Below are 25355 nucleotides of genomic sequence, written 5' to 3'. Positions count from 1 at the left end.
ATGAGGGCGCGGTGGTGCTGCCGCTGACGGTGACGCCGCCCGCCTCGCTGAAGCCCGGCGACGTCTTCACGCTGGAGGCCCGCGCCAGCTGGCTGGTCTGCGAGAAGGTCTGCATCCCCGAGGAAGGCGTCTTCCGCCTCGACTTCCCGGTCGAGGCCGCGCCGCGGATGGATCCTGCCCAGGCGGCCGATTTCGCCGGCGCCGAGGCCGCCCTGCCCCGCCCCGCCCCCTGGGCCGCCGCCATCGGCTTCGACGGCCAGCAGGGCGCCATCCGCATCGACAGCCCCGACCTCACCCCGGCGACGGTGAAGTCGGCCGAATTCTTCCCCGCCGAATGGGGCGTGCTGGACCATGCGGCGCCACAGGTCCTGCAGGTGGCCGATGGCGCGCTGCGGCTCGGCCTGCCGCGCGGCGCGGCGCCGATGCCGCCCGGCCCGATGCAGGGCGTGCTGGTGCTGACCGATGCCGGCGGCCAGCGCAGCGCCTTCACCGTCGCCGCCCAGCCCGGCGCGCTGCCGGCCGCCGTCTCGACCGCCGCCGCCCTGCCGCTGTGGCAGGCGGCGCTCTGGGCGGCGCTGGGCGGGCTGATCCTCAATTTGATGCCCTGCGTCTTCCCGATCCTGGCGATGAAGGCGATCGGCCTGGCGCGGCTGTCGGGCGCGGCGCGCGGCACGGTGCGCGCCCATGCCGCCAGCTACACCGCCGGCGTGGTTCTGTCCTTCCTGGCGCTGGCGGGGCTGATGCTGGGGCTGCGCGCGGCGGGCAGCGTCGCCGGCTGGGGCTTCCAGTTCACGGCACCCTTGTTCGTCACGGCGATGGGCTGGCTGATGCTGGCGGTCGGCCTGAACCTCTCCGGCGTCTTCGAATTCGGCCGGCCGGTGCGGATGGGCTCGACCGTCGCGGCGCGCGGCGGGCATCTCGGCAGCTTCGCCACCGGCGGGCTGGCGGTGCTGGTGGCGACCCCCTGCACCGCTCCCTTCATGGCGGCGGCCATCGGCGCCGCCATGGCCATGCCGCCGGTCTCGGCCCTGGCGGTCTTCGCGGCGATGGGCTTCGGCATGGCGGCGCCCTATGCGCTGCTGGCCCTGGCCCCGGGCCTGGCGGCGCGGCTGCCCAAGCCCGGCGCCTGGATGGCCCGGCTGAAGGAAATCCTGGCGTTTCCGATGTATGGCGCGGCGCTCTGGCTGCTCTGGGTGCTGGCGCAGCAGGTCGGGCCCGAGGGGCTGGCCGCCGCCCTGGCCGGGGGCCTCGCCATCGGCTTCGCCGGCTGGGCGCTGGGCAGCGCCCAGGCGGCGCGGCGGCGCGGCGCGCAATGGCTGGGCCGCGGCACCGCGGTGCTGGCCGTCTGCGCGGCGCTGGCCCTGCTGCCGCAGATGGTCGGCGCGCCGGCGGCCAGCGCCAATACCGCGGCCGAGGCCGGGTCGGAGCCCTGGTCGGAGGCCCGCCTCGCCCAGCTGCGCGCCGAGGGCCGCCCGGTCTTCGTCAACATGACCGCCGCCTGGTGCATCACCTGCAAGGTGAACGAGCGGGTGGCGCTGCAATCCGACGGCGTCCGAAAGGCCTTCGAGGCCGGCAACATCGCCTATCTCAAGGGCGACTGGACCGATGGCGGCCCGGCGATCGCCGCCGTGCTGCGCGCCCATGGCCGGGAGGGCGTGCCGCTCTATCTGGTCTATCCCGCCGGCGGCGGCGCCCCCGTGGTGCTGCCGCAGATCCTGACCGAGCAGATCGTCCTGCAGGCGCTGCCGGCCAGCTGATTTCCCGACACCTCCAAGAGACACAGACAGGAGTGACCGACATGGCTCTGATCTCCCGCCGCGCCACCTTGGCCGTGCCGCTGGGCGCCATCCTGATGCCGCTGGCGCCGCGCCTGGCGATGGCCGCCCCTGCCATCGGCGCCGCCGCCCCCGCTTTCAGCGCCCCCGACCAGGACGGGCAGACCCGCAGCCTCGCCGATTACCGCGGCAAGGTCGTGGTGCTGGAATGGACCAACCACGACTGCCCCTTCGTCAAGAAGCACTACGGCAGCAACAACATGCAGGCGCTGCAGCGCGAGGCCGCGGCCAAGGGCATCGTCTGGCTGTCCATCGCCTCCTCCCCCCAGGGCGAGCAGGGGCATGTGACGCCGGCCCAGGCGAAGGCCCTGACGACCGAGCGCAGCGCGGCGCCCGCCGCCGTGCTGCTGGACCCGCAGAGCCGCATCGCCCGCGCCTATGCCGCCACCACCACGCCGCATATGTACGTGATCGATGCCGAGGGCGTGCTGCGCTACATGGGCGGCATCGACAGCATCGCCTCCAACCGGATCGACGACGTGGCCAAGGCCGAGCCGCTGGCCAAGAACGCCATGCTGGCGGTGGCCGAGGGGCGCCCGGTCGCCCAGGCCGTCACCCGCAACTACGGCTGCGCCATCAAATACGCCCCCGCCGCCTGAGCGGGTCGGCCGGCCGAGGTGGCAAGGGCCTGGGGGAAACTTCCTCCGGGCCCTTTCTTTTTCCGGCGGGTTGGGGGCTAGACTGATCATCCCCAGCCCTGCCTGCCGGAGGAAACAAACCAAGATGGACGCTGTCGCCGACACCCCTTTCATCCGCCTGCATCCCGAGGACAGCGTGCTGATCGCCCGCCGCGCCGCCCCCGAAGGAACCCCGGTCGGGCCCAATGTCCTGGCCCGCGCCCGCATCCCGCCCGGCCACAAGGTCGCGCTGCGCGCCCATGCCCCGGGCGAGGCGGTGAAGCGCTACGGCCAGATCATCGGCTTCGCCACCCAGCCCATCGCCCCGGGCGACTGGGTGCATGTCCAGAACCTTGGCATGGGCGATTTCGACAAGGACTATGCCTGGGGGGTGGATGCTCGGCCGACCCTCTACGTGCCGCAGCCCGCCACCTTCCAGGGCATCCTGCGGCCCGACGGGCGGGTGGCGACGCGCAACTACATCGGCATCGTCACCAGCGTGAACTGCTCGGCGCATGTCGCCTCGCTGATCGCCGACGCCTTCAAGCGCAATCCCTTCACCAGCAGCGACCCGCTGGCCGAATTCCCCAATGTCGACGGCGTCGTGGCCCTCACCCACAAGACCGGCTGCGGCATGGGCGACAATGACGGGTTGCGCATCCTGCGGCGGACGCTGGCGGGCTATGCCCGGCACGTCAATTTCAGCCATGTCATCGCCATCGGCCTGGGCTGCGAGGTCAACCAGATTTCTGGTCTATTGGCCGAGCAGAACCTGGCGGGCCGGCTGCGCAACATGGACATCCAGGAGATGGGCGGCACCCGCAAGACGGTGGAGGCCGGCATCGCCTTCGTCCGCGAGGTGCTGGCCGAATCCAACCAGGTGCACCGCCAGCCGGTCCCCGCCAGCCACCTGACCATCGCCCTGCAATGCGGCGGCTCGGACGGCTATTCGGGGATCACCGCCAATCCGGCACTCGGCGCCGCCTCCGACCTGCTGGTGCGGCACGGCGGCACCGTCATCCTGTCGGAGACGCCGGAAACCTATGGCGCCGAGCACCTGCTGACCCGCCGCGCCACCTCCCGCGCGGTCGGCGAAAAGCTGGTCGGGCTGATGCGCTGGTGGGAGGACTATGCCGAGCGCGGCCAGGCCGAGCTGAACAGCAACCCCTCCCCGGGCAACAAGGCCGGCGGCCTCACCACCATCCTGGAGAAGTCGCTGGGCGCCATGGCCAAGGCCGGCAACAGCAACCTGACCGCCGTCTACGACTATGCCGAGCCGGTGACCGAGAAGGGCTTCGTCTTCATGGACACGCCCGGCTACGACCCGGTGGCGGCGACCGGCCAGGTGGCGGGCGGCGCCAACATGGTCTGCTTCACCACCGGCCGCGGCAGCGTCTTCGGCTGCAAGCCGGCGCCCTCGATCAAGCTGGCCACCAACTCGGCCATGTATGAGCGGATGGAGGAGGACATGGACGTCAATTGCGGCACCATCCTCTCGGGTCGCGAAAGCGTCGAGGAATGCGGCGAGCGCATCTTCCAGCTGATCCTGCGGGTGGCCTCGGGCGAGCGGACCAAGAGCGAAAGCTATGACTTCGGCTCGGCCGAATTCGCGCCCTGGCCGATCGGCGCCACCATGTGACGCAGCCACGATTGTTCAGGCATCCGCAACAGGCCGGGGAGCGTCGCTTCCCCGGCCTGCTTCATGCCAGCTGCACCGCCGTGCCCCGATCATTGCAGGCCGGCAATACTCTTCCAATATTCACCATGAACAGAGACCATGTCGCGGGAAATCGCAGTCAACAAACGATTAACAATTTACATACCTTGTCGTGATCGATGTAAATTTCGGATTGCACAGGATCGTTACTTCATTTTACTGCATGCCGCCGCCAGCATGACCCGCGCAGCACCTCGCTGTTTCGCTGCAGCATCGGGAAGACACAGGTCATGGCGCGCTACGAAGGCACTCTGAAGAACGACAACTTTCTGTTCTCCAGCCACACCGAGGCCGATACCATCCTGGCCGACGGCCTGGCCTCGCCGCGCGACGGGGCCGGCGGCAGCAACCTGATCATGGCCGGCAGCGGCAGTGACAGCCTGTTCGGCGGCTATGGCCGCGACGTCATCTATGGTGGCGACGGCAACGACTATATCACCGGCTATGGCGTGGCCGGGCCGACGCCCAGCGCCGAGAATATCTTCGCCTCCGAGGACCAGGCCGACCGGCTGTTCGGCGGCCGCGGCCGCGACACCATCCTGGGCGGCGGCGGCGACGACCTGATCGACGGCGGCAGCAACCATGACATCCTGTATGGCGGCAGCGGCAACGACACCATCAAGGGCGGCAGCGGCAACGATGTCATCCACAGCGGCGCCGGCGCCGACCAGCTCTGGGGCGGCTCGGGGGCGGACAGCTTCGTCTATGCCTACGACCCCTCCAACAGCGAGCGGGCCTATGACGCCAATGACGGCATCGACACCATCCACGACTTCCAGGTGGGCATCGACACGATCGACCTGCGGCCGCTCTATCTCCGCGCGGAGGACGTGACCCTGGTCGACACCGCCGCCGGCCTCGAGCTGCATTTCTTCGCCGTCTACGAGGACACCGAGATCCATCTGAAGGGCGTGCACGCCCTGCAGGCCGGCGACATCCTCTTCGCGGCCTGAGGCAGCGACGCCGGCGGCCGACGGTCAGACCGTCAGCAGCCGGCGCACCGCCGCCTCGTCCAGAGCGCCGGACTGGCCGGCCAGCGCCACCTCGCCGCGCACCATGATGGCCAGCTGGTCGCCGAGCTCGCGGGCGAATTCGTAATACTGCTCGACCAGCACCACGGCCATGTCGCGGCGCTTCGCCAGCAGCGCGATGACGCGGGCGATGTCCTTGATGACATTGGGCTGGATGCCCTCGGTCGGCTCGTCCAGGATCAGCAGCCGCGGCCGCGCCGTCAACGCCCGCGCGATCGCCAGTTGCTGCTGCTGGCCGCCCGACAGGTCGCCGCCCCGCCGGCGCAGGAACTGCTTCAGGACGGGGAACAGCTCGAAGACGTCGTCCGGCACCTTCGACCCGCGCGGCGCCGCGGCCAGCGCCGTCTCCAGGTTCTCCCGCACCGTCAGGAAGGGAAAGATCTCGCGCCCCTGCGGGACGTAGCCGATGCCGGCCCGCGCCCGGTCGGCGGCGGAATCGCTGGTGACATCGCGCCCCTCCCAGACGATGCGACCGGATTTCACCCGTTCCAGGCCGACGATCGCCCGCATCAGCGAGGATTTGCCGACGCCGTTGCGCCCCAGCACGCAGGTGATGCGCCCCGGATCGGCTTCGAGGGAAACCCCCCGCAAAGCCCGGCTGGCGCCATAGAACAAATCGATGCCGTCGACGCGCAGCATGGCTCAGCGCCCCAGATAGACGTCGACGACCCGCGGGTCGTTCTGGACATGGTCGATGCTGCCTTCCGACAGCACGCTGCCTTCGCAGAGCACGGTGACCTTCTCCCCCAGGGCGCGGACGAATTCCAGGTCGTGCTCCACCACCACGACGCTGCGGCTGCCGGCGATGCGGCGCAGCAGGGCGGCGGTGTGCTCGGTCTCCTGGTCGGTCATGCCGGCGACCGGCTCGTCGACCAGCAGCAGCTTCGGGTCCTGCATCAGCAGCATGCCGATCTCCAGCCATTGCCGCTGGCCATGCGACAGGATGGCGGCACGGTGGTCGGCGCGCTCGGCCAGGCCGATCTCCTCCAGCACCGCCTCGATGCAGCGGCGGGCGGTGCCGGACAGCCGCCAGCGCAGGCAGGACCAGGGGTCGCGTGGCGCCTTCAGCGCGAGCTCCAGGTTCTCGAAGACGGTCAGCGCGTCGAAGACCGTGGGCTTCTGGAATTTCCGGCCGATGCCGAGATTGGCGATGGTCGCCTCGTCCAGCCTGGTCAAGTCGCGGTCGCCGAAGCTGACGGTGCCGGCGGTGGGCCGCGTCTTGCCGGTGATGATGTCCATCATCGTGGTCTTGCCGGCGCCGTTCGGCCCGATGATCGCCCGCAATTCTCCTGGCTCGACGATCAGGGAAAGATTGTTCAGGGCCCGGAAGCCGTCGAAGACCACCGAGACACCGTCGAGATACAGCCTTCCGTCCCTCATCGGCCGGGCCCCTTCTGCAGGAGACCCACGATGCCGCGCGGCAGCAGCAGCGTGACCGCGACGAACAGCCCACCGAGCACGAAGAGCCACAGGTCCGGCGCGAAGGAGGTCAGCCAGGTCTTGATCGCATTGACCGAGAAGGCGCCGAGCAGCGCCCCCACCAGCGTCCCGCGCCCGCCGACCGCGACCCAGACCACGGCCTCGATCGAATTGCCCGGGCTGAACTCGCCCGGGTTGATGATGCCGATCAGCGGCACGTAGAGCGCGCCCGCCAGCCCCGCCAGCATCGCCGACAGCACGAAGACCGACAGCTTCACCGCGGTGGTGTCGTAGCCCAGGAAGCGCACGCGGCTTTCGGCGTCGCGCACCGCCACCAGCACCCGGCCGAGCTTGGATTTCGTGATGTGGCGGCACAGCAGCAGCGACGCCCCCAGCGAGGCCAGCGCCGCGTAGAACAGCGCGGCGCGGGCGCCGGCGGTGTTCAGCGGCATCCCCAGCAGCTCCTTGAAGTCGGTGAAGCCGTTGTTGCCGCCGAAGCCCATGTCGTTGCGGAAGAAGGCCAGCATCAGGGCATAGGTCATCGCCTGGGTGATGATGCTGAGATAGACGCCGGTGATGCGGCTGCGGAAGGCGAGCCAGCCCAGCACCCCCGCCAGCACCCCCGGCACGATCAGCGCCATGGCGAAGGCGAAGGGGAAGAACTGGAAGCCCTGCCAGTACCAGGGCAGCTCGGTATAGCCCAGGAAGACCATGAAATCCGGCAGCACCGGATGGCCATAGACGCCGCGAGGGCCGATGAGGCGCATCAGGTGCATGCCGATGGCATAGCCGCCGAGCGCGAAGAAGGCGCCATGCCCCAGGCTGAGGATGCCCGCATAGCCCCAGGCCAGGTCGATCGCCAGCGCCAGGATGGCGTAGCAGATCCACTTGCCCGAGACCGCCACCACGAAGTCGGAGACATAGAGCGCCGCGTCGGGCGGCAGCCGGTTCAGCACCGGCAGCAGGGCCAGCAGGGCCAGGCCCGCCAGCAGCAGCCCGCGCAGGATGGTGCCGGGTGCGGGGCGCAGCCGCCCGCCCAGGGTGATGGAGGCGCTCATTGTTCCGCCGCCCTTCCCTTCAGCGCGAACAGCCCCTTCGGCCGCCGCTGGATGAACAGCATGATGCCGACCAGCACGGCGATCTTCGCCAGCACCACGCCCGCCCAGGGCTCCAGCATCTTGTTGACGACGCCGAGCGTGAGGGCCCCGATCATGGTGCCGGCCAGGCTGCCGACGCCGCCGAAGACCACCACCATGAAGCTGTCGATGATGTAGCCGGTGCCGAGGTTCGGCGAGACATTGTCGATCTGGCTGAGTGCGACGCCCGCCATCCCGGCGATGCCCGACCCGAAGGCGAAGGTCATCGCGTCGACGCGGCCGGTGCGGATGCCCATGGTCGCCGCGATCCGCCGGTTCTGCACCACGGCGCGCATCTCCAGCCCGAAGCGGCTGAAGCGGATCGCCGCCACCGTCAGGCCCAGCACCACCAAGCTGAAGAGGATGATCCACAGCCGGTTCTGCGTGACCTCGATGCCGCCCGGCAGCAGCAGGGTGCCCTGCATCCAGGAGGGCGACACCACCTCGCGGTTCTGCGCGCCGAAGAGCAGCCGCACCCCCTGCTGCAGGATCATGCCCACGCCGAAGGTCATCAGCAGCGTCTCCAGCGGACGCCCGTAGAGATGCCGGATCAACCCGCGCTCCAGCGCCACGCCCACTGCCGCCGTCACCAGGAAGGCCGCCGGCACCGAGATCGGCAGCGACAACGGCGCCAGCCAGGGCACGCCGCGGCACAGCTCCTGCACCAGCACCGTCGTATAGGCGCCGAGCATCACCATCTCGCCATGCGCCATGTTGATCACGCCCATCACCCCGAAGGTGACGGCCAGCCCCAGCGCCGCCAGCAGCAGGATCGATCCCAGCGACAACCCCTGGAACGCCGTCTCGGCGACGCGCTTCAGCTGCAGCCTCGTGTCGATGGCGGCGACCGCGGCATCGATCTCGGCGGCCAGCGCCGGATTGGCGGCCCGCGCCTCCAGCAGCAGCCCGCGCGCCTCGGCCGAGGCCGTGCCGCCAAGCACCACGATGCCCTGGCGCTTCGCCACATCCTCGGGCGCCGCCAGCCGGGACGCGGCCAGCGCCAGCGTCATCCGGTCGCGGATCGCAGGATCGGTCTCCCGCCCGACAGCGTCTTCAAGCAGAGAGACATTCTCGGGGGATCGGCTGCGGAACAGCCCCTCGGCGGCGGCGATGCGCTCCGCCGGATCCGGCGACAGCAGCTGCAGCCGGCCGAAAGCCCCGCGCAGCGCGCCGCGCACCCGGTTGTTGATGCGCACCACCTCGCCGGCCTCGGCAGCGGCGCCGGTCAGGGCGTCGCGCACCGCGCCACCCTCGACGATCAGCAAGCCCCCATCGGCCCGCTTTTGCATCCGCCCCTCCGCCAGCGCCCGCAGGATCGGCACGGCGCGCGGATCGCCGATCGCGCCCAGCCGCTCCACCGCCTCGGCCTGCTGCGCGAAGCCGCCGGCCAGGCCAGGCAGCGCGGCCTCGAAACCGCCCTGGGCACGCACGGGCAAGGCAAACACCAGGAGCAGCAGCACCACGCGCCACATCGACCCAGCCCTCCAAAGGAAGGTTGGGGGGAAGTATCCCCCCCGCAAACCTATAGGTTTGCGCCCCTTCTATTTTTGAATAATCAGGTCGGCTTCCGGCGAGACGCGTTCTCCGGAATGAATGGCGACCAGTTCTCGGCAGGAATGGCCGAGGACGTCTTCCAGACCACGTTGAACTGGCCGTTCTCCATGATCTCGCCGATCATCACCGGCTTCGACAGGTGATGATTCTCGAACATCTGCTCCTCATAGCCCGACGGCGTCGCGACCTTCTGGCCATACATCGCGGTGCGCACGGCATCGACGCTGGTCGAGCCCGCCTTCGCCACCGCCTGGCTCCACATCTTGAAGCCGGTATAGGTGGCCTCCATCGGGTCGTTGGTGACCCGCTTCGGGTTCTTGATATAGGCGGACCACATCGCCTTGAACTCGGTGTTCACCGGGCTGTCGACACTCATGAAATAGTTCCAGGCGGCCAGGTGCCCGACCAGCGGCTTGGCGTCGATGCCCGCCAGCTCCTCCTCGCCGACCGAGAAGGCGACGGACGGGATATCCTCCGCCTTGATCCCCTGGTTGCCCAGCTCGCGATAGAAGGGGACATTGGCGTCGCCGTTGATCGTCGAGACGATGGCGGTCTTCTTGCCCTCGCCGGCGAAGCGCTTCACCCGGCTGACGATGCCCTGCCAGTCGGAATGGCCGAAGGGGGTGTATTCCTCCATGATGTCGGCGTCGGAAATGCCCTTGCTGTTCAGGAAGGCGCGCAGGATGCGGTTGGTCGTGCGCGGATAGACATAGTCGGTGCCCAGCAGCGCGATCCGCCTGGCGGCGCCGCCATCCTCGCTCATCAGATACTCGACCGCGGGAATGGCCTGCTGGTTGGGCGCGGCGCCGGTGTAGAAGACGTTCTTGGACTGCTCCTCGCCCTCATACTGGACCGGGTAGAACAGCAGGCCGTTCAGCTCCTCGAAGACCGGCAGCACCGACTTGCGCGACACCGAGGTCCAGCAACCGAAGGTCACGTCGACCTTGTGCACCTGCAGCAGCTCCCGCGCCTTCTCGGCGAAGAGCGGCCAGTTGGAGGCGGGGTCGACCACCACCGCCTCGACCTTGCGGCCCAGGATGCCGCCCTTCTTGTTGGCGTCCTCGACCATCATCAGCACGGTGTCGCGCAGCGCGGTCTCGCTAATCGCCATGGTGCCGGACAGCGAATGCAGCACGCCGACCTTGATCGGGCCGGATTGCGCGGAGGCCGGGCGCAGCGCCGGCATGGCCAAGGCGCCGGCGCCCGCCGCCAGCAAAGCGCGGCGGGAGAAGGGGGTCCTGATCGTCATGGGATCGCTCTCCGGGTCGCGGCGCGCAGGCCGCCTGATGCATGGTGCGGAGCAGCATCGCGGGGACCGTTTCCGAAGCGTATACGTCAAATGACGTAGGCCGGCCGGGCGCCGCCGCGCTTGACGGGCTTCCGGGCCACGTCCCACTCTCGGCCCTCGGCTAGCCTCGAGGACCCCGCCCAGCATGGCGACACGCCAGCGCATCCTGCGCATCCGGCGCGACTACAACCGCTGGGTCGCCGACGAGACCATGGAAGACTATGCACTGCGCTTCACCGCCGAGAGTGCGCGCAAATGGTCCGCCTTCCGCGTCGCCAGCACCGCGCTGGGCTCGATCTCCTTCCTGGCGCTGGAGGCGATCGGCGGCGCCCTGACCGTCGCCCACGGCTTCACCAACAGCGTCGCCGCCATCCTCTTCGTCTCGGTGCTGATCTTCGCGGCGTCCTTGCCGATCTGCGTCGCCGCCGCCCGCGCCGGCGTGGATGTCGACCTGCTGACCCGCGGCGCCGGCTTCGGCTATATCGGCTCCACCATCACCTCGCTGATCTATGCCAGCTTCACCTTCATCTTCTTCGGCATCGAGGCGGTGATCCTGGCGGCGATGCTGGACAGCTTCTTCGGCGTCCCGCTCTGGCTGGGCTACATCCTCTGCGCCGTGGTGGTGGTGCCGCTGGTGACGCATGGCATCACCTTCATCAGCCGGGTGCAGACCTGGACCCAGCCGGTCTGGCTGGTGCTGAACGTGCTGCCGCTGATCGGCCTGCTGGTCGCCCATCCCGACTGGATCGCCGGCTGGACCGAATACGAAGGCGAGCGCGGCACCGGCGGCTTCGATCTTCTGGCCTTCGGCGCCGCCGCCTCGGTGCTCTTCGCGCTGATCACCCAGACCGGCGAGCAGGTCGACTACATTCGCTTCCTGCCCGCTGAGAACCGCCAGAAGAAATGGGTCTGGTGGACGGCGCTGCTGGCCGGCGGCCCGGGCTGGATCGTCTTCGACGTGGTCAAGCTGCTGGCCGGCTCCTTCCTGGCCTATGCCGCGCTGCAGGCCGGGCTGACCCTGGCCCAGGCCGTCCAGCCGGCCGAGATGTACCGCCTGGCCTTCGGCACGCTGATCGCCTCGCCGACGCTCGTGCTGGTGGTGACCGCGGTCTTCGTCGCCCTGTCGCAGATCAAGATCAACGTCACCAACGCCTATGCCGGGTCGCTCGCCTGGTCGAATTTCTTTTCCAGATTGACCCATAGCCATCCCGGGCGCGTCGTCTGGCTGGTCTTCAACATCGCCGTGGCGCTGCTGCTGATGGAGCTCGGTGTCTACAACACCATCGAGCAGGTGCTCTTCGTCTATTCCAATGTCGCCGCCGCCTGGATGGGGGCGCTGGTGGCGGACCTGGCGGTGAACAAGCCGCTCGGCCTCAGCCCCAAGGGCATCGAGTTCAAGCGGGCGCATCTCTACGACGTCAACCCGGTCGGCGTCGGCGCCATGTTTCTTTCAGTCGTCGCCTCCTTCCTCGCTTACTACGGGATGCTCGGCACGCTGGCCCAGGCCATGTCGACCTTCATCGCCTTCGGGGTCGCCTTCGCCGCGGCACCGGCGATCGCCTGGGCCACCGGCGGCCGCTACTACCTGGCCCGCAAGCCGCGCGCCGCATGGGCCACGCGATCCCAGCTGCAATGCGTCATCTGCGAGCACGGCTTCGAGCCGCGCGACATGGCCTATTGTCCCGTCTACACCGGCCCGATCTGCTCGCTCTGCTGCTCGCTCGACGCGCGTTGCGGCGATGGCTGCAAGCCGCATGCCCGCCTCTCCGCCCAGATCGTGACCCCGCTGCGCGCCATCCTGCCGGCGCCGGTGATGCAGGCGCTGGGCACCCCCGTCGGCTCCTTCATGCTGGTTTTTCTGGCGTTCGCCGCGACCATCTCCGTCGTCTTCCTCGGCATCCGGGCACAGACGCCAGCGAACGCGCATCTCGACACTGCCTTCTGGAAGGCCTTCTTCGTACTGATGGTGATCGGCGGCATCACCGCCTGGACCCTGGTGCTGGCCCGCCAGTCCCGCCTGGTCGCGCAGGAAGAGACCCGCCGCCAGACCAGCCTGCTGATGAGCGAGATCCGCGCCCACCAGCGCACCGACGCCGCGCTGCAGAAGGCCAAGGAAACCGCCGAGGCCGCCAACATGGCGAAGAGCCGCTATGTCATCGGCATCAGCCATGAGCTGCGCTCGCCGCTGAACGCCATCCTCGGCTATGCCCAGCTGCTGGAGCGCGACCCCGCCATCCCCGAGCGCCGCCGCGACGGGTTGCGCACCATCCGCCGGTCGGGCGAGCACCTGGCGGCGCTGATCGAGGGGCTGCTCGACATCTCCAAGATCGAGGCAGGCCGCATCGAGCTCTATCGCGACGAGGTGCGGCTGCCCGACTTCCTCGAGCAGATCGTGCAGATGCTGCGGCTGCAGGCCGAGGCCAAGTCGATCGGCTTCGCCTTCGACCCGCCCGAGCGCCTGCCCGAGCTGGTCCATACCGACGAGCGCCGGCTGCGGCAGATCCTGATCAACCTGCTGTCCAACGCCATCAAGTTCACCCGGCAAGGCCAGGTGACCTTCCGCCTGCGCTTCCGCTCCGAGGTCGCCGAATTCGAGATCATCGACACCGGCATCGGCATCGCCGAGGACGACCTGCCGCGCATCTTCGAGCCCTTCCAGCGCGGCGGCAATTCCCACGCGCCCTCCACCCCCGGCGTCGGGTTGGGGCTCACCATCACCAAGACGCTCACCGAGATCATGGGCGGCGAGATTTCCGTCAGCAGCCGCCTGGGCGAGGGCAGCCGCTTCAAGGTGCGTCTTCTCCTCTCTGGCAAGGCCGCCCGCGCGCCCGAGGTCGAGCGCCGCATCACCGGCCATGTCCCGCGCGGCCGGGCGCCCGCGGTGCTGGTGGCCGATGACGACGCGGCGCATCGCGCCCTGGTCGCCGACCTGCTGCAGCCCTTGGGCTTCTCCGTGCGCCTGGCCGCCGATGGCGCCGAGGCCCTGGCTATGGCGGCGGAAGCATCGCCCGACATCTTCCTGCTGGATATCGCCATGCCCGGCATGACCGGCTGGGACCTGGCGCGGCGCCTGCGTCTGGCCGGGCAGAGCGCGCCGATCCTGATGGTCTCGGCCAATGCCCTGGAGCTTGGCGCGCCATCGGAAGGCCAGCACCATGACGACGTGCTGCCCAAGCCGCTGTCGCTGTCGTCTCTCCTCGACAAGATCGGCGCGCTGCTCGGGCTCGACTGGACCTTCGCCGACCCGGCGCCGGCGCCGGCCGGGGATGCCGCCCGCCTGACCCCGGCCCAGGCCGCCAATCTGCGCCAGCTGGCCGCCATCGGCTATGTCGGCGGCATCCGCGAGCGGCTGGATGCGCTGGAGGCCGAGGCGCCCGAGGCCGCCCCCGCCATCGCCCTGCTGCGCGGGCTGATCGCCGATTACCGGCTGGACGCCTTCATGGCCGCCCTGCCGGAGGAGGAAGGCTGATGGAACGCCGCGACATCGTGCTGGTGGTCGACGACGCGCCGGGCACGCTGGGCCTCTTGAACGACACGCTGGAGGGCGCCGGCTACATGGTGCTGGTGGCGCAGTCGGCGGCCGCCGCCATGACGGTGATCGAGCGCATCACCCCCGACATCGTGCTGATGGATGCGGTGATGCCCGGCATGGACGGCTTCGAGGCCTGCCGCCGGATGAAGCGCAACGCCCGGCTGGTCTCCGTCCCCGTCATCTTCATGACGGGGCTCACCGAGAGCGAGGACGTGGTGCGCGGCTTCGATGCCGGCGGCGTCGACTATGTCGTCAAGCCGGTGGTGCCGGACGAGGTGGTGGCCCGCATCGCCGCCCATCTGGCCAATGCGCGGCTGACCCGCAGCGCCCATGCCGCCCTCGACGTCGCCGGCCGCTTCCTGCTGGCGGTCGACCGCGACGGCGCCCTGCTCTGGGCGACCCCCCAGGCAGCGACCCTTTTGCGCGACGCCGCCCCGCTCCCCGGCGACGGCCCGGCCGGCCTGGCCCTGCCCGGCTGGGTGCCGCTGGCCGAGGGCGAAACCCCCCGCCTGCCCCCGGTGCCGCTGGCCGATGGCCGCCGCGTCGAGTTCCACCATGTCGGCGCCATCGCGCCCGACGAGCTGCTGCTGCGCGTCACCGCCTTCGATCCCGGCCGCGAGGAAGGCATGCTGCGCGACCGCCTCGGCCTGACGGCGCGGGAGGCGGAGGTGCTGCTCTGGCTCGGCCGCGGCAAGTCGAACCGCGACATCGCCGATATCCTGGTCCTGTCCCCGCGCACGGTGAACAAGCACCTGGAAGGCGTCTTCGCCAAGCTCGGCGTCGAGAACCGCGCCTCGGCCGCGGCGCTGGCCGTGCGCGTTCTCGGCGGTTAGGCACGGGGATTGCTGGGGAACCCGCCGATGCCCCTCGACACCCCCCGCCACCAGCGCGCCCATGGCCGCGCCGAGCTCGGTTTCCGCCAGACGCCGCGCGGCACTGCGCTCGGCCATCTGTTCCATGCCGCGCCCTATCGCATCCTCTTCCCGGTGCCGGAGCCGGACGACCTGCCCTCCGCCGCGCTGGTCAATGTCGGCGGCGGCCTGGCCGGCGGCGATTCCCTGTCCCTGGAGGTCACGCTGGAGGCAGGCGCTGCCGCCCAGGTGACCACGCCGGCGGCCGAGAAGATCTATCGCAGCCTGGGAGATGCCACCCGCATCGACAGCCGGCTGGTGCTGCCCCCCGGCGCCACGCTGGAATGGCTGCCGCAGGAAACCATCCTGTTCGACGGCGCCCGGCTGGAGCGGCGGATGCGCGTCGAGATGGCACCCGACGCCCGGCTGCTGGCCACCGAGATGCTGGTGCTCGGCCGCGCGGCCCGGGGCGAAGCCTTCGACCACGGTTCCCTCTTGGATTCCTGGCGGCTGCAGCGCGGCGGCCGGCTGGACTGGGCCGATGCGCTGGACCTGTCGGGCGACCTGCCGGCCCGCCGCACCGCTCCCTTCGGCTACGCAGGCGCCAATGCCATGGCGCTGCTGCTCTTCGCCGCCCCCGTCGCCGAAGCGCTCGCCGCACGCGACCTGATGCGGGACGAGGGGCTGGACGCGACGCTCGCCCGCCCTGGCCTGCTGCTGGCGCGCTGGCTGGGCGAGGCCTCCTCGGTGCGTGACGGATTGACGAAGATCCTGCCGAAATTCCGGGCATCGCTGCTCGGCCTGCCGCCGCGCCTGCCCCGCCTGTGGACGAGCTGAGCAAAGCCGCGCCACAATGTCCCCACTCGCCGCTACCAGGATGGCCCCATGCAACTGACCCCGCGTGAGAAGGACAAGCTGCTGATCGCCTTGGCGGCCGAGGTCGCCCGCAAGCGGCTGGCCCGCGGCGTGAAGCTGAACCACCCCGAGGCCATCGCACTGATCACCGATTTCGTCGTCGAGGGCGCCCGCGACGGCCGCAGCGTTGCCGAGTTGATGCGCGACGGCGCCACGGTGCTCAGCCGCGACCAGGTGATGGAAGGCATCCCCGAGATGATCCACGACATCCAGGTCGAGGCCACCTTCCCCGACGGCACCAAGCTGGTCACCGTCCACCACCCGATCCGCTGAGGAGCCGCCCATGATTCCCGGAGAGATCATCGCAGCCCCCGGCGAGATCGCGCTGAACGAGGGCCGCGAGGCGATCGAGCTGGAGGTCGCCAACACCGGCGACCGCCCGGTGCAGGTCGGCAGCCACTACCATTTCTTCGAGACCAATGAAGGGCTTTCCTTCGACCGCGCCGCCGCGCGCGGCAAGCGGCTGGACATCGCCGCCGGCACCGCGGTGCGCTTCGAGCCCGGGCAGAGCCGCCGCGTCCGGCTGATCGACATCGCCGGTGGCCGCGTGGCGCATGGCTTCCGCGGCCTGGTCGAAGGGAAGCTCTGAGCCATGGCCACCCGCATCTCCCGCGCCGCCTATGCCGGCATGTATGGACCCACCACCGGCGACCGCATCCGCCTGGCCGACACCGAGCTCTTCGCCGAGGTGGAGCGCGACCACACCATCCACGGCGAGGAGGTGAAGTTCGGCGGCGGCAAGGTGATCCGCGACGGCATGGGCCAGAGCCAGGTCAGCCGTGCCGGCGGCGCCATGGACACGGTGATCACCAATGCCGTGGTGATCGACCATTCCGGCATCGTGAAGGCCGATATCGGGCTGAAGGACGGCCGCATCGCCGCCATCGGCAAGGCCGGCAACCCCGACACCCAGCCGGGCGTCACCATCGTCATCGGCCCGGGCACCGAGATCATCGCCGGCGAGGGAAAAATCCTGACGGCGGGCGGCATCGACCCGCATATCCATTTCATCTGCCCGCAGCAGATCGAGGAAGCGCTGGCCTCCGGCATCACCACCATGTTCGGCGGCGGCACCGGCCCGGCGCATGGCACGCTGGCCACCACGGCAACGCCCGGGCCGTGGCACATGGCGCGGATGCTGCAGGCGGCGGAAAGCTTCCCGATGAACCTCGGCTTCCTCGGCAAGGGCAATGCCGCCCTGCCCGAGGGCCTCGAGGAACAAATCCGCGCCGGGGCCTGCGGGCTGAAGCTGCATGAGGATTGGGGAACGACGCCGAAGGCGATCGACACCTGCCTGTCGGTGGCGGACAAATACGACATCCAGATCGCCATCCACACCGACACGCTGAACGAAAGCGGCTTCGTCGAGGAGACCATCCGCGCCATCGGCGGCCGCGCCATCCAGGCCTTCCACACCGAGGGCGCCGGCGGCGGCCATGCCCCCGACATCCTGCGTGTCATCGGCGAGCCGAATTTTCTTCCCAGTTCCACGAACCCGACCATGCCCTACACGGTGAACACCGTGGACGAGCATCTCGACATGCTGATGGTCTGCCACCACCTGGACCCGCGCATCGCCGAGGACGTGGCCTTCGCCGAATCCCGCATCCGCCGCGAGACCATCGCCGCCGAGGACATTCTGCACGACCTAGGCGCCATCTCGATGATGAGCTCCGACAGCCAGGCCATGGGCCGCGTCGGCGAGGTGATCATCCGCACCTGGCAGACCGCCCATAAGATGAAGGTGCAGCGCGGCCGCCTCTCGGGCGAGCAGGGCGAGAACGACAACCTGCGCATCCGCCGCTTCATCGCCAAATACACGATCAACCCGGCGATCGCCCAGGGCATCAGCGCGCATGTTGGCAGCGTCGAGCCCGGCAAGCTGGCCGATCTGGTGCTGTGGTCGCCGGCCTTCTTCGGCGTGAAGCCGGACATGGTGCTGAAATGCGGCAGCATCGCCATGGCGCCGATGGGCGACCCCAATGCCTCGATCCCGACGCCGCAGCCGGTGCATTACCGGCCGATGTTCGCAGGGTTCGGCCGGGCGATGCAGGCGAGCTCGATCACCTTCGTCTCCGCAGCGTCGCTGGAGTCCGGTGATCTGGCGGGGCAGCTTGGGCTCAATCGCACGCTGCTGCCGGTGGCCAATACCCGAAAAATCGGCAAGCGGGACATGGTGCTGAACGACACCCTGCCGAAGATCGAGATCGACCCGGAGACCTACGAGGTCCGCGCCGATGGTGAGCTGCTGATCTGCGAGCCGGCCACGGTGCTGCCCATGGCCCAGCGCTATTTCCTGTTCTGATCAAGAGCCTTGCGATGACCACTGAAGACAATCTCCCCCGCGCCACCCAGGTTCTGCCGGCCGGCGAATGGCAGGCGGGCACGGCGCGCGACCGCATCACCGTCGACTTCGACGACCGCCACCGCCGCCGCAAGCGCTACACCGGCGAAGGGGGGAAGAGCTTCCTGCTCGACCTGCCCGAGGCAACGGTGCTGCGCCATGGCGACGGGCTGCTGCTGGAAGGCGGCGGCGTCATCCTGGTGCAGGCCGCGCCGGAGCCGCTGGTGGAGATCCGCGCGCGCGACATCCACCACCTGCTGCGCCTGGCCTGGCACCTGGGCAACCGCCACCTGCCGGCCGAGATCGATGCCGAGCGCATCCTGATCCGCGCCGACCATGTGATCGAGAAGATGCTGGTCGGCCTCGGCGCGAGGCTGGCCAAGGTCGACGCCCCCTTCAACCCCGAAGGCGGCGCCTATGGCGAGCACAACCGCCATGCCGGCCACCATCACGGCGACCATGACCACGACCACCATCACGGCCACGACCATGGACACGGCCATCACCACCACTGAAGCCGATCTGCAGCGCCTGCTGACCTGGCTGTCACCGGCCTATCCGGTCGGCGCCTATACCTATAGCCACGGGCTGGAGATGGCGGTGGAGGCCGGCGCGGTGCGCAACCGCGCCGATCTTCGCGCCTACATCGAGACCGTGCTGGAGGCCGGCGCCGGCCGGATCGACGCGGCGCTGCTGGCGTCTGCCTTCCGGGCCGCGCTGGCCGATGACGGGGCCGCGCTGGACGAGGTCGCAGCCCTCGCTGCCGCCTGGCGCGGCACCGCCGAGACGGCGCTGGAAACCATGGCCCAGGGCAGCGCCTTCCTGAAGGTCACCAACGCCGCCTGGCCGAAGCCGCGGCTGGTTGCCTTCGCCGCGCGGCATGCGGGGGTGCTGGCGCATCCCGTGGCCTTCGGTGCGGCGGCCGCCTGGCAGGGCCTGCCGCTGCCCATGGCACTGTTCGGCTTTCTGTCGGCTTTCGCCGCCAATCTGGTCTCGGCGGGGGTGCGGCTGGTGCCGCTGGGCCAGACCGACGGGCAGATCGCGACCGCTGGCCTGCTGCCAGCACTGCAGGCGGCGACGGCCGCGGGCATGGCCGCCGACCTCGACCGCATCGGGACTTCGGCGCCGATGCTCGACCTCTTCTCCCTGCGCCACGAGACGCAATATACGAGGCTCTTCCGATCATGAGCACGCATGATATCGACCGGCCGATTCAGACCTCCGCGCCGGAACGGCGCTCCGGTCATCGGACGGACAACGGCCCCTTCCGCGTCGGCATCGGCGGTCCCGTGGGCTCGGGCAAGACCGCGCTGACCGAGCGGCTGTGCAAGCATCTGCGCGACAGCCACAACATCGCGGTCATCACCAACGACATCTACACGCGCGAGGATGCCGAGTTCCTGACCCGCAACGATGCCCTCGCCCCCGAGCGCATCATCGGCGTCGAGACCGGCGGCTGCCCGCATACCGCGATCCGCGAGGACGCCTCGATCAACCTGGCCGCCGTCGCCGAGATGAGCGAGCGTTTTCCGGGGTTGGAAGTGCTGTTCATCGAGAGCGGCGGCGACAACCTGGCCGCGACCTTCAGCCCGGAGCTGGCGGACCTGACCATCTATGTCATCGACGTCTCCGCCGGCGACAAGATCCCGCGAAAGGGGGGGCCGGGCATCACCCGCTCCGACCTGCTGGTGATCAACAAGATCGACCTGGCGCCGCTGGTGGGGGCGGATCTCGGCGTGATGGATCGCGATTCGAAGAAGATGCGGGGGGCGCGGCCCTTCATCTTCACCAACCTCAAGGCGCAGCAGGGCGTCGCCGAGATCGCCGATTTCGTGCTCAAAGCCGGCGGCATCCGCGCATGATTTCTTCCAGCGACCTGCTGCTGATCGTCGACGTGCAGCCGGACTTCATGCCCGGCGGCGCGCTGCCGGTGCCCGAGGGCGATGCGGTGCTGCCGGTGATCAACCGGCTGCAGCCTTTCTTCCCGATGATCGCCGCGACGCAGGACTGGCACCCTGCCGACCATTCTTCCTTCGCTTCCCAGCATCCGGGGCGATCGCCCTTCGAGACGGTGACGCTGGAGTATGGCGAGCAGGTGCTGTGGCCGGACCATTGCATCCAGGGCACGCCGGGCGCCGCGCTGCATCCGGCGCTGGAGACGGATCGCATCGAGCTTGTGCTGCGCAAGGGTTTTCGCCGGACGATCGACAGCTATTCGGCCTTCCGCGAGAATGACCGCAAGACGCAGACCGGGCTGCACGGCTATCTGCAGGAGCGCGGGGTGAAGCGGGTCTTCATCGCCGGGCTGGCGCGCGGCTATTGCACCGACTTCTCGGCCGAGGATGCGGCGGAACTGGGCTACGACGTCGTGCTGATCGTTGATGCCTGCCGCGGCATCACGCCCGAGGCGACCGCGGCAGGCACCGACCGGCTTCGGGCCCGCGGCGTGCAGTTCGTGCCGAGCGCCGCTTTCTGACAGAAATAGATGGGGGACCGGGGGAATACCTTCCCCCGGCCTTTCTTGCTGTTACCCAGCGACGGTCTTCTGCGTCTGCTCGCCCAGCCCTTCGATGCCGAGGCGCATGCTCTGCCCCGCCTTCAGGAAGACGGGAGGCTTCTGGCCCAGCCCCACGCCCGGCGGGGTACCGGTCGAGATGACGTCGCCCGGATGCAGCGTGAAGAACTGCGAGACATAGGAGACCAGCTTCTGCACGCCGAAGATCATCGTGCGGGTCGAGCCGTCCTGGTAGCGATGACCATCGACCTCGCAGAACATCGTCAGGTTCTGCGGGTCGGCGACCTCGTCCTTGGTCACCAGCCAGGGGCCGAGGGGGCCGAAGGTCTCGTGGCCCTTGCCCTTGTCCCAGGTGCCGCCGCGCTCGGTCTGCCATTCGCGCTCGGAGACATCGTTGCAGACGGCATAGCCGGCGACGTAGCTGAGCGAATCCTCTTCGGAGACGTTCTTGGCGCGGGTGCCGATGATGATGGCGAGTTCCACTTCCCAGTCGGTCTTGACGCTGCCGGGCGGGACCTCGACGTCGTCATTCGGGCCGGACAGGGCGCCGAGCGACTTCAGGAAGATGATCGGCTCCTTGGGGATCGGCGCGCCGGTCTCGGCGGCGTGGTCGGCATAGTTCAGGCCGATGCAGACGAAGTTCTTCATCCCCGTCACCGGCGAGCCCAGGCGCGGATTGCCTTCCACCTTCGGCAGGCTGGCGGCGTCGAGGGCCGCGAGCTTGGCGAGGCCCGCTTCCGACAAGGCCTCGCCCGAAAGGTCGGCGATGACGCCCGACAGGTCGCGGATGGTGCCGTCGGCGGCCAGCAGGCCCGGCTTTTCCTGGCCCGGCGGGCCGTAGCGCAGCAGCTTCATGATTCTGCGTTTCCCTTGAGCGTGATCATCGCGGGCCGGCACGGCCGGAGGCGTGAAGCACGCGAAAAAACAAACACTAGTTGGTCCAGCCGCCGTCGATGACGATGGCCTGCGCCGTGACGAAAGCCGATTCCGGCGTCGAGAGATAGAGCACCAGGGCGGCGATCTCCTCCGCGGTCGAAAGGCGCCCCATGGCCTGGCGGGCGACGAAGGCGGCCCGCGCCGCTTCCACGCTGCCGGCGGCGGCCGCATTGGCCTCGATCCGCTCGCCAAGCGAGGGGGTGTCGACGGTGCCCGGGCAGACGCAGTTGCAGCGGATGCCGCGGGCGACATAGTCGGCGGCGACGCTCTTGGTCATGCCGACCACCGCGGCCTTGGTGGCGCCATAGACGAAGCGGTTGGCGACACCCTTCACCGAGCCGGCGGCGGAGGCCATGTTGACGATGGCCCCGCCGCCATTGCCCAGCATGCCGGGGATCGCCGCCTGCATCACCTTCCACTGCGCCCGCACGTTGAGGGCGAAGGCGAAGTCCCACTCCTCGTCGGTGCAGGTTTCCGCCGTGTTCTGGTGGACGAAGCCGGCGCAGTTGAACAGCACGTCGAAGGGGCCGTGGCCGGTGACCGCGCTGGCCACCGCCACGTCGTCCAGCACGTCGAGCGCGAGCGTGGTGATGCCGCGCTCGCGCAGGCTCTCCAGCTTGGCGGCGTCACGGTCGGTGGCGACCACCGCCGCCCCTTCCGCCGCATAGGCCAGGGCGGTCGCCCGCCCGATCCCCTGCCCCGCCGCCGTGACGAAGCATTTCTTTCCTGCGAGCCGACCGGCCATGCGCGCTGCCCCGTTCTTAGTGGTTGTGGCGGCTCTCGCCGCGGGTCTCGAGGATGTTGAGGTAGAGCGTCGCCGGCTCCAGGCAGCCGCCGGTGCCGAGCTGCCCGACCATGGAGCGGTAGATCTCCTCCCAGGGCGTCTTGTGCTGCAGCTTGGGCGGGGTCCAGGCGGCGCGGCGGGCTTCCATCTCCTCGGCCGGGATCAGCAGGTCGACCTTCCGCGTCTTCAGGTTGATGCGGATCGGGTCGCCGGTCTTCAGCAAGGCCAGGCCGCCGCCCACCGCCGCCTCGGGCGAGACGTTGAGGATGGAGGGCGAGGCGGAGGTGCCGCTCTGCCGCCCGTCGCCCATGGTCGGCAGGGCGTCGAGCCCCGCTTTGATGAGCGCGCCAGGGGGCTGCATGTTCACCACTTCGGCGCTGCCCGGATAGCCGACGGGGCCGCAGTTGCGGATGACCAGGACGCTGCGCTCGTCGACGCCGAGATCGGGGTCCTCGATGCGGTCGTGATAGTCCTCCGGCCCCTCGAAGACGATGACCTTGCCCTCGAAGACGTCCTCGGGGTTGGACAGGAAGCGCTTGCGGAACTCGGCGTCGATGACGCTGACCTTCATCACCGCGCTGTCGAAGATGTTGCCGGAGAGCACGACGAAGCCGGCATGGGTCTTCAGCGGCTCGGCATAGGGACGGATCACCTGGCGGTCGGGCTCGGGCGCCTGGGCCAGGTCCTCGGCGAGGGTCTTGCCGGTGGCGGTGCGCACGCCGGTGTGCAGCTTGCCGGCATCGGCCAGCTCCTTCATCACCGACTGCACGCCGCCGCCGCGATAGAACATCTCTCCCAGGAAGCGGCCGGCCGGCTGGCAGTCCACGAGGAGAGGAATATCGGCGCCGATGGTCTGCCAGTCCTCGGTGGTCAGCTCGACGCCCATGTGGCGGGCAATCGCCACCAGATGCGGCGGGCAGTTCGAGGAGGCGCCGATGGCGCTGGCCAGCACGATGGTGTTCTCGAAGGCCTCGCGCGTCATGATGTCGGAGGGGCGCAGATTCTCCTTCACCATCTCGACGATGCGCATGCCGGTGGCATGCGCCATCTGGCCGCGCTCGCGATAGGCGGCGGGGATCGAGGCGCAGCCGGGCAGCGACATGCCCAGCGCCTCGGCCAGGCTGTTCATCGACAGCGCCGTGCCCATGGTGTTGCAGTGGCCGATCGAGGTGGCGGAGCTTGCCACCATCTGCATGAAGCTGTCGTAGTTGAGCTCGCCGGCGGCCAGGCGCTTACGCGCCTCCCAGACGATGGTGCCCGAGCCCGACAGTTTTCCTTTCCAGTGGCCGTCGAGCATCGGCCCGCCGGAGAGGACGAGCGCTGGGATGTTCACCGTGGCGGCGCCCATCAGGCAGGCCGGCGTGGTCTTGTCGCAGCCGGTGGTCAGCACGACGCCATCCAGCGGATAGCCGTGCAGCACCTCGACGAGGGAGAGATAGGCCAGGTTGCGGTCCAGCGCCGCGGTCGGGCGCTTGCCGGTCTCCTGGATCGGGTGGATCGGGAATTCCAGCGGGATGCCGCCGGCGTCTCGGATGCCGGCCTTGACCCGCTCGGCCAGGGCCAGGTGGTGGCGGTTGCAGGGGGCGATGTCGCTGCCGGTCTGGGCGATGCCGATGATCGGCTTGCCCGACTGCAGCTCGCCACGGGTCATGCCGAAATTCAGGAAGCGCTCGATATAGAGCGCCGTCATCCCGGGATCCTCCGGGTCGTCGAACCAGCGCTGGCTGCGCAGCCGGAACTTCTTCTGTGTTTGATCCATGGTCCGCATTCTCCCCTCGTCCTGGAGGGAAGCGTCGACCGGGCCGGTTGGGCTGTCAACGGGCGGAAAAGACCCGGCAAAAACGCGGCCGGCGGCGGGGCTGAGCGCCACCGCCGCCGGCATCGCGCCAGGGCTGGCCCCGGCTGCTACTTCTTCTTGCCGAAGGGCACCTTGACCGGCTTGGCCACCGGGCTGCGGGACAGCTCGGCGATCACCGGCCGCGGCTTGCCCGAAGCCTTGGCGATCTCCTCGTCCTGCCCCTCGATCAGCGTGCGGGCCGGCTCGTCGCCGTCCAGCCCGCCCAGGATGTCGCTCGGCACCTTGCGGTTGGAGCGGCGGGTGCCGTCCTCGTAGACGACGTCGAAGAAGGTGAAGGCACCCGTGTTGCGCGACGCCATGCGGTCACTCCCGCGCCCTGCCGATGGCAGGGCGCCTGCTCAGCCGCGCTCGCCCGGGGTCGGCGCCTCGTCGTCATCGGCCGGCGGCAGGGTGACCGGCTCGCCCATGTCAGGGTCGAGGCCAGCCTCGATCGCGGCCTTGCGGCGGGCGCGCTCCTCCTCGCGGGCGGCGGCCTTGGCGTCGGCCTTGGCCTGCTTGGCGCGGGTGCGATCGGCGCGCTGCTGTCCGTAATTGGGTGTGCGTCCCATACGGGCATGCCTCCGAGGTCAGGGGCCGGGTGAGCGGCCTGTGGTTTAAAGGGGGTCGAGAGACGAAACGGGCGCGCCGTTGCCGGCGCGCCCGTCTCTTGGTCCGGCCTCTTGGTCCAGCCTCTTGGTCCAGCCAGGGCCGAGGGCCGCCCGCCCGGGACAACCGGGCCGGCGGCCGATCCGGGTCAGGCCTGCTTCAGGTTCGACGCCGACAGCTTGCCCTCGCGGCCGCGCTGCAGCTCATACTCCATCCGCTCGCCTTCCTGCAGGCCCTGCAGGCCGGCGCGCTGCACATCGGAGATGTGCACGAAGACGTCCTTGGAGCCGTCTTCCGGCTGGATGAAGCCATAACCCTTGGTTGCGTTGAACCACTTCACGGTACCGATCGGCATCGGGGTGCTCCGTTAGAATGCGTTGCCGCCGCGCAACATGCACGACGGATCAACCTCGAAAAGGAACGGGCACCAGGCACGCT

At 69.4% G+C, this 25355-nt stretch carries 25 protein-coding genes; 14 read left to right on the top strand and 11 right to left on the bottom strand.

The genetic code is table 11. From position 1 onward, the window contains the following. From BKE38_RS12210 to BKE38_RS12195, 4 genes are all read left to right on the top strand, one after another. Positions 1 to 1757 (top strand): protein-disulfide reductase DsbD family protein (locus BKE38_RS12210; protein WP_076957589.1); only part of this gene is annotated, 1757 nt, incomplete at its 5' end. Positions 1758 to 1798: 41 nt separating this feature from the next. Next, on the top strand, positions 1799 to 2434 hold the full coding sequence (locus tag BKE38_RS12205; RefSeq protein WP_076957588.1) for a redoxin domain-containing protein: 636 nt from the start codon (positions 1799 to 1801) through the stop codon (positions 2432 to 2434). A 124-nt stretch (positions 2435 to 2558) separates the two neighbouring features. Next, a complete protein-coding gene (locus tag BKE38_RS12200) occupies positions 2559 to 4091 on the top strand; it encodes a UxaA family hydrolase (protein WP_076957587.1) in 1533 nt (510 codons plus the stop codon). 308 nt (positions 4092 to 4399) lie between these two features. Then, positions 4400 to 5122 (top strand): calcium-binding protein, encoded by a 723-nt coding sequence (locus tag BKE38_RS12195; RefSeq protein WP_076957586.1) that lies wholly within the window; start codon positions 4400 to 4402, stop codon positions 5120 to 5122. A gap of 24 nt (positions 5123 to 5146) precedes the next feature. On the opposite strand, the gene urtE is transcribed toward BKE38_RS12195, so the two are convergent. From urtE to urtA, 5 genes are all read right to left on the bottom strand, one after another. Continuing rightward, positions 5147 to 5839: an urea ABC transporter ATP-binding subunit UrtE gene (urtE, locus tag BKE38_RS12190; protein WP_076957585.1), complete on the bottom strand. Its 693-nt coding sequence runs from the start codon at positions 5837 to 5839 to the stop codon at positions 5147 to 5149. Between the two features lie 3 nt (positions 5840 to 5842). Then, a complete protein-coding gene (gene urtD / locus BKE38_RS12185) occupies positions 5843 to 6580 on the bottom strand; it encodes an urea ABC transporter ATP-binding protein UrtD (protein ID WP_076957584.1) in 738 nt (245 codons plus the stop codon). Further along, a complete protein-coding gene (urtC, locus tag BKE38_RS12180) occupies positions 6577 to 7677 on the bottom strand; it encodes an urea ABC transporter permease subunit UrtC (RefSeq protein ID WP_076957583.1) in 1101 nt (366 codons plus the stop codon). Before urtC ends, urtD begins: the two co-directional genes overlap by 4 nt. After that, the gene (gene urtB, locus BKE38_RS12175) at positions 7674 to 9227 is read right to left on the bottom strand and encodes an urea ABC transporter permease subunit UrtB (RefSeq protein WP_076957582.1); all 1554 of its coding nucleotides are present in this window, start codon (positions 9225 to 9227) and stop codon (positions 7674 to 7676) included. The genes urtC and urtB overlap by 4 nt, the downstream gene beginning before the upstream one ends. An 83-nt stretch (positions 9228 to 9310) precedes the next feature. After that, a complete protein-coding gene (gene urtA / locus BKE38_RS12170; RefSeq protein ID WP_076957581.1) occupies positions 9311 to 10558 on the bottom strand; it encodes an urea ABC transporter substrate-binding protein in 1248 nt (415 codons plus the stop codon). Between the two features lie 184 nt (positions 10559 to 10742). On the opposite strand from urtA, the gene BKE38_RS12165 reads away from it, so the two are divergent. Genes BKE38_RS12165 through pncA form a run of 10 tightly spaced genes read left to right on the top strand, consistent with a single transcriptional unit; the run spans position 10743 to position 20715 of the window. Continuing rightward, complete coding sequence (locus BKE38_RS12165) at positions 10743 to 14066, top strand: hybrid sensor histidine kinase/response regulator (RefSeq protein WP_076957580.1); 3324 nt, start codon at positions 10743 to 10745, stop codon at positions 14064 to 14066. Next, positions 14066 to 14962, top strand: a complete 897-nt coding sequence (locus tag BKE38_RS12160; RefSeq protein ID WP_083747505.1) for a response regulator transcription factor — start codon at positions 14066 to 14068, stop codon at positions 14960 to 14962. The genes BKE38_RS12165 and BKE38_RS12160 overlap by 1 nt, the downstream gene beginning before the upstream one ends. A gap of 27 nt (positions 14963 to 14989) precedes the next feature. Beyond that, the gene (locus tag BKE38_RS12155; RefSeq protein ID WP_076957578.1) at positions 14990 to 15817 is read left to right on the top strand and encodes an urease accessory protein UreD; all 828 of its coding nucleotides are present in this window, start codon (positions 14990 to 14992) and stop codon (positions 15815 to 15817) included. 48 nt (positions 15818 to 15865) lie between these two features. Beyond that, a complete protein-coding gene (locus BKE38_RS12150; RefSeq protein ID WP_076957577.1) occupies positions 15866 to 16168 on the top strand; it encodes an urease subunit gamma in 303 nt (100 codons plus the stop codon). Between the two features lie 10 nt (positions 16169 to 16178). Continuing rightward, complete coding sequence (locus BKE38_RS12145) at positions 16179 to 16484, top strand: urease subunit beta (protein ID WP_076957576.1); 306 nt, start codon at positions 16179 to 16181, stop codon at positions 16482 to 16484. A 3-nt stretch (positions 16485 to 16487) separates the two neighbouring features. Next, complete coding sequence (gene ureC, locus BKE38_RS12140; RefSeq protein WP_076957575.1) at positions 16488 to 18200, top strand: urease subunit alpha; 1713 nt, start codon at positions 16488 to 16490, stop codon at positions 18198 to 18200. A 14-nt stretch (positions 18201 to 18214) separates the two neighbouring features. Continuing rightward, positions 18215 to 18754 (top strand): urease accessory protein UreE, encoded by a 540-nt coding sequence (locus BKE38_RS12135; RefSeq protein ID WP_076957574.1) that lies wholly within the window; start codon positions 18215 to 18217, stop codon positions 18752 to 18754. Beyond that, positions 18657 to 19427 carry an urease accessory protein UreF gene (locus tag BKE38_RS12130; RefSeq protein ID WP_420014324.1) on the top strand — a complete coding sequence of 257 codons (771 nt, stop codon included), beginning with the start codon at positions 18657 to 18659 and terminating at the stop codon, positions 19425 to 19427. Before BKE38_RS12135 ends, BKE38_RS12130 begins: the two co-directional genes overlap by 98 nt. Further along, a complete protein-coding gene (gene ureG, locus BKE38_RS12125; protein WP_242662332.1) occupies positions 19424 to 20101 on the top strand; it encodes an urease accessory protein UreG in 678 nt (225 codons plus the stop codon). The genes BKE38_RS12130 and ureG overlap by 4 nt, the downstream gene beginning before the upstream one ends. Beyond that, the gene (gene pncA, locus BKE38_RS12120; protein WP_076957573.1) at positions 20098 to 20715 is read left to right on the top strand and encodes a bifunctional nicotinamidase/pyrazinamidase; all 618 of its coding nucleotides are present in this window, start codon (positions 20098 to 20100) and stop codon (positions 20713 to 20715) included. The genes ureG and pncA overlap by 4 nt, the downstream gene beginning before the upstream one ends. A gap of 51 nt (positions 20716 to 20766) precedes the next feature. Here pncA and BKE38_RS12115 read toward each other — a convergent pair whose 3' ends face one another. From BKE38_RS12115 to BKE38_RS12090, 6 genes are all read right to left on the bottom strand, one after another. Then, positions 20767 to 21609 (bottom strand): fumarylacetoacetate hydrolase family protein, encoded by an 843-nt coding sequence (locus BKE38_RS12115; protein ID WP_076957572.1) that lies wholly within the window; start codon positions 21607 to 21609, stop codon positions 20767 to 20769. A 76-nt stretch (positions 21610 to 21685) separates the two neighbouring features. Next, positions 21686 to 22435, bottom strand: coding sequence for an SDR family oxidoreductase (locus BKE38_RS12110; protein ID WP_076957571.1), 750 nt, complete (start codon positions 22433 to 22435; stop codon positions 21686 to 21688). Positions 22436 to 22451: 16 nt separating this feature from the next. After that, positions 22452 to 24233 (bottom strand): IlvD/Edd family dehydratase, encoded by a 1782-nt coding sequence (locus tag BKE38_RS12105; RefSeq protein WP_076957570.1) that lies wholly within the window; start codon positions 24231 to 24233, stop codon positions 22452 to 22454. 146 nt (positions 24234 to 24379) lie between these two features. Continuing rightward, positions 24380 to 24631 carry a hypothetical protein gene (locus BKE38_RS12100; RefSeq protein WP_076957569.1) on the bottom strand — a complete coding sequence of 84 codons (252 nt, stop codon included), beginning with the start codon at positions 24629 to 24631 and terminating at the stop codon, positions 24380 to 24382. 39 nt (positions 24632 to 24670) lie between these two features. Continuing rightward, positions 24671 to 24880 carry a hypothetical protein gene (locus tag BKE38_RS12095; RefSeq protein ID WP_076957568.1) on the bottom strand — a complete coding sequence of 70 codons (210 nt, stop codon included), beginning with the start codon at positions 24878 to 24880 and terminating at the stop codon, positions 24671 to 24673. 185 nt (positions 24881 to 25065) lie between these two features. After that, positions 25066 to 25272, bottom strand: a complete 207-nt coding sequence (locus BKE38_RS12090) for a cold-shock protein (RefSeq protein WP_076957567.1) — start codon at positions 25270 to 25272, stop codon at positions 25066 to 25068. Positions 25273 to 25355: the final 83 nt, after the last annotated feature.

The organism is Teichococcus deserti, assembly GCF_001982615.1.
GTDB classification, from domain to species: domain Bacteria; phylum Pseudomonadota; class Alphaproteobacteria; order Acetobacterales; family Acetobacteraceae; genus Pseudoroseomonas; species Pseudoroseomonas deserti.
The sequence above is the reverse complement of the archived record's forward strand: the minus strand, read 5'-3'. Positions and strand labels throughout refer to the sequence as shown.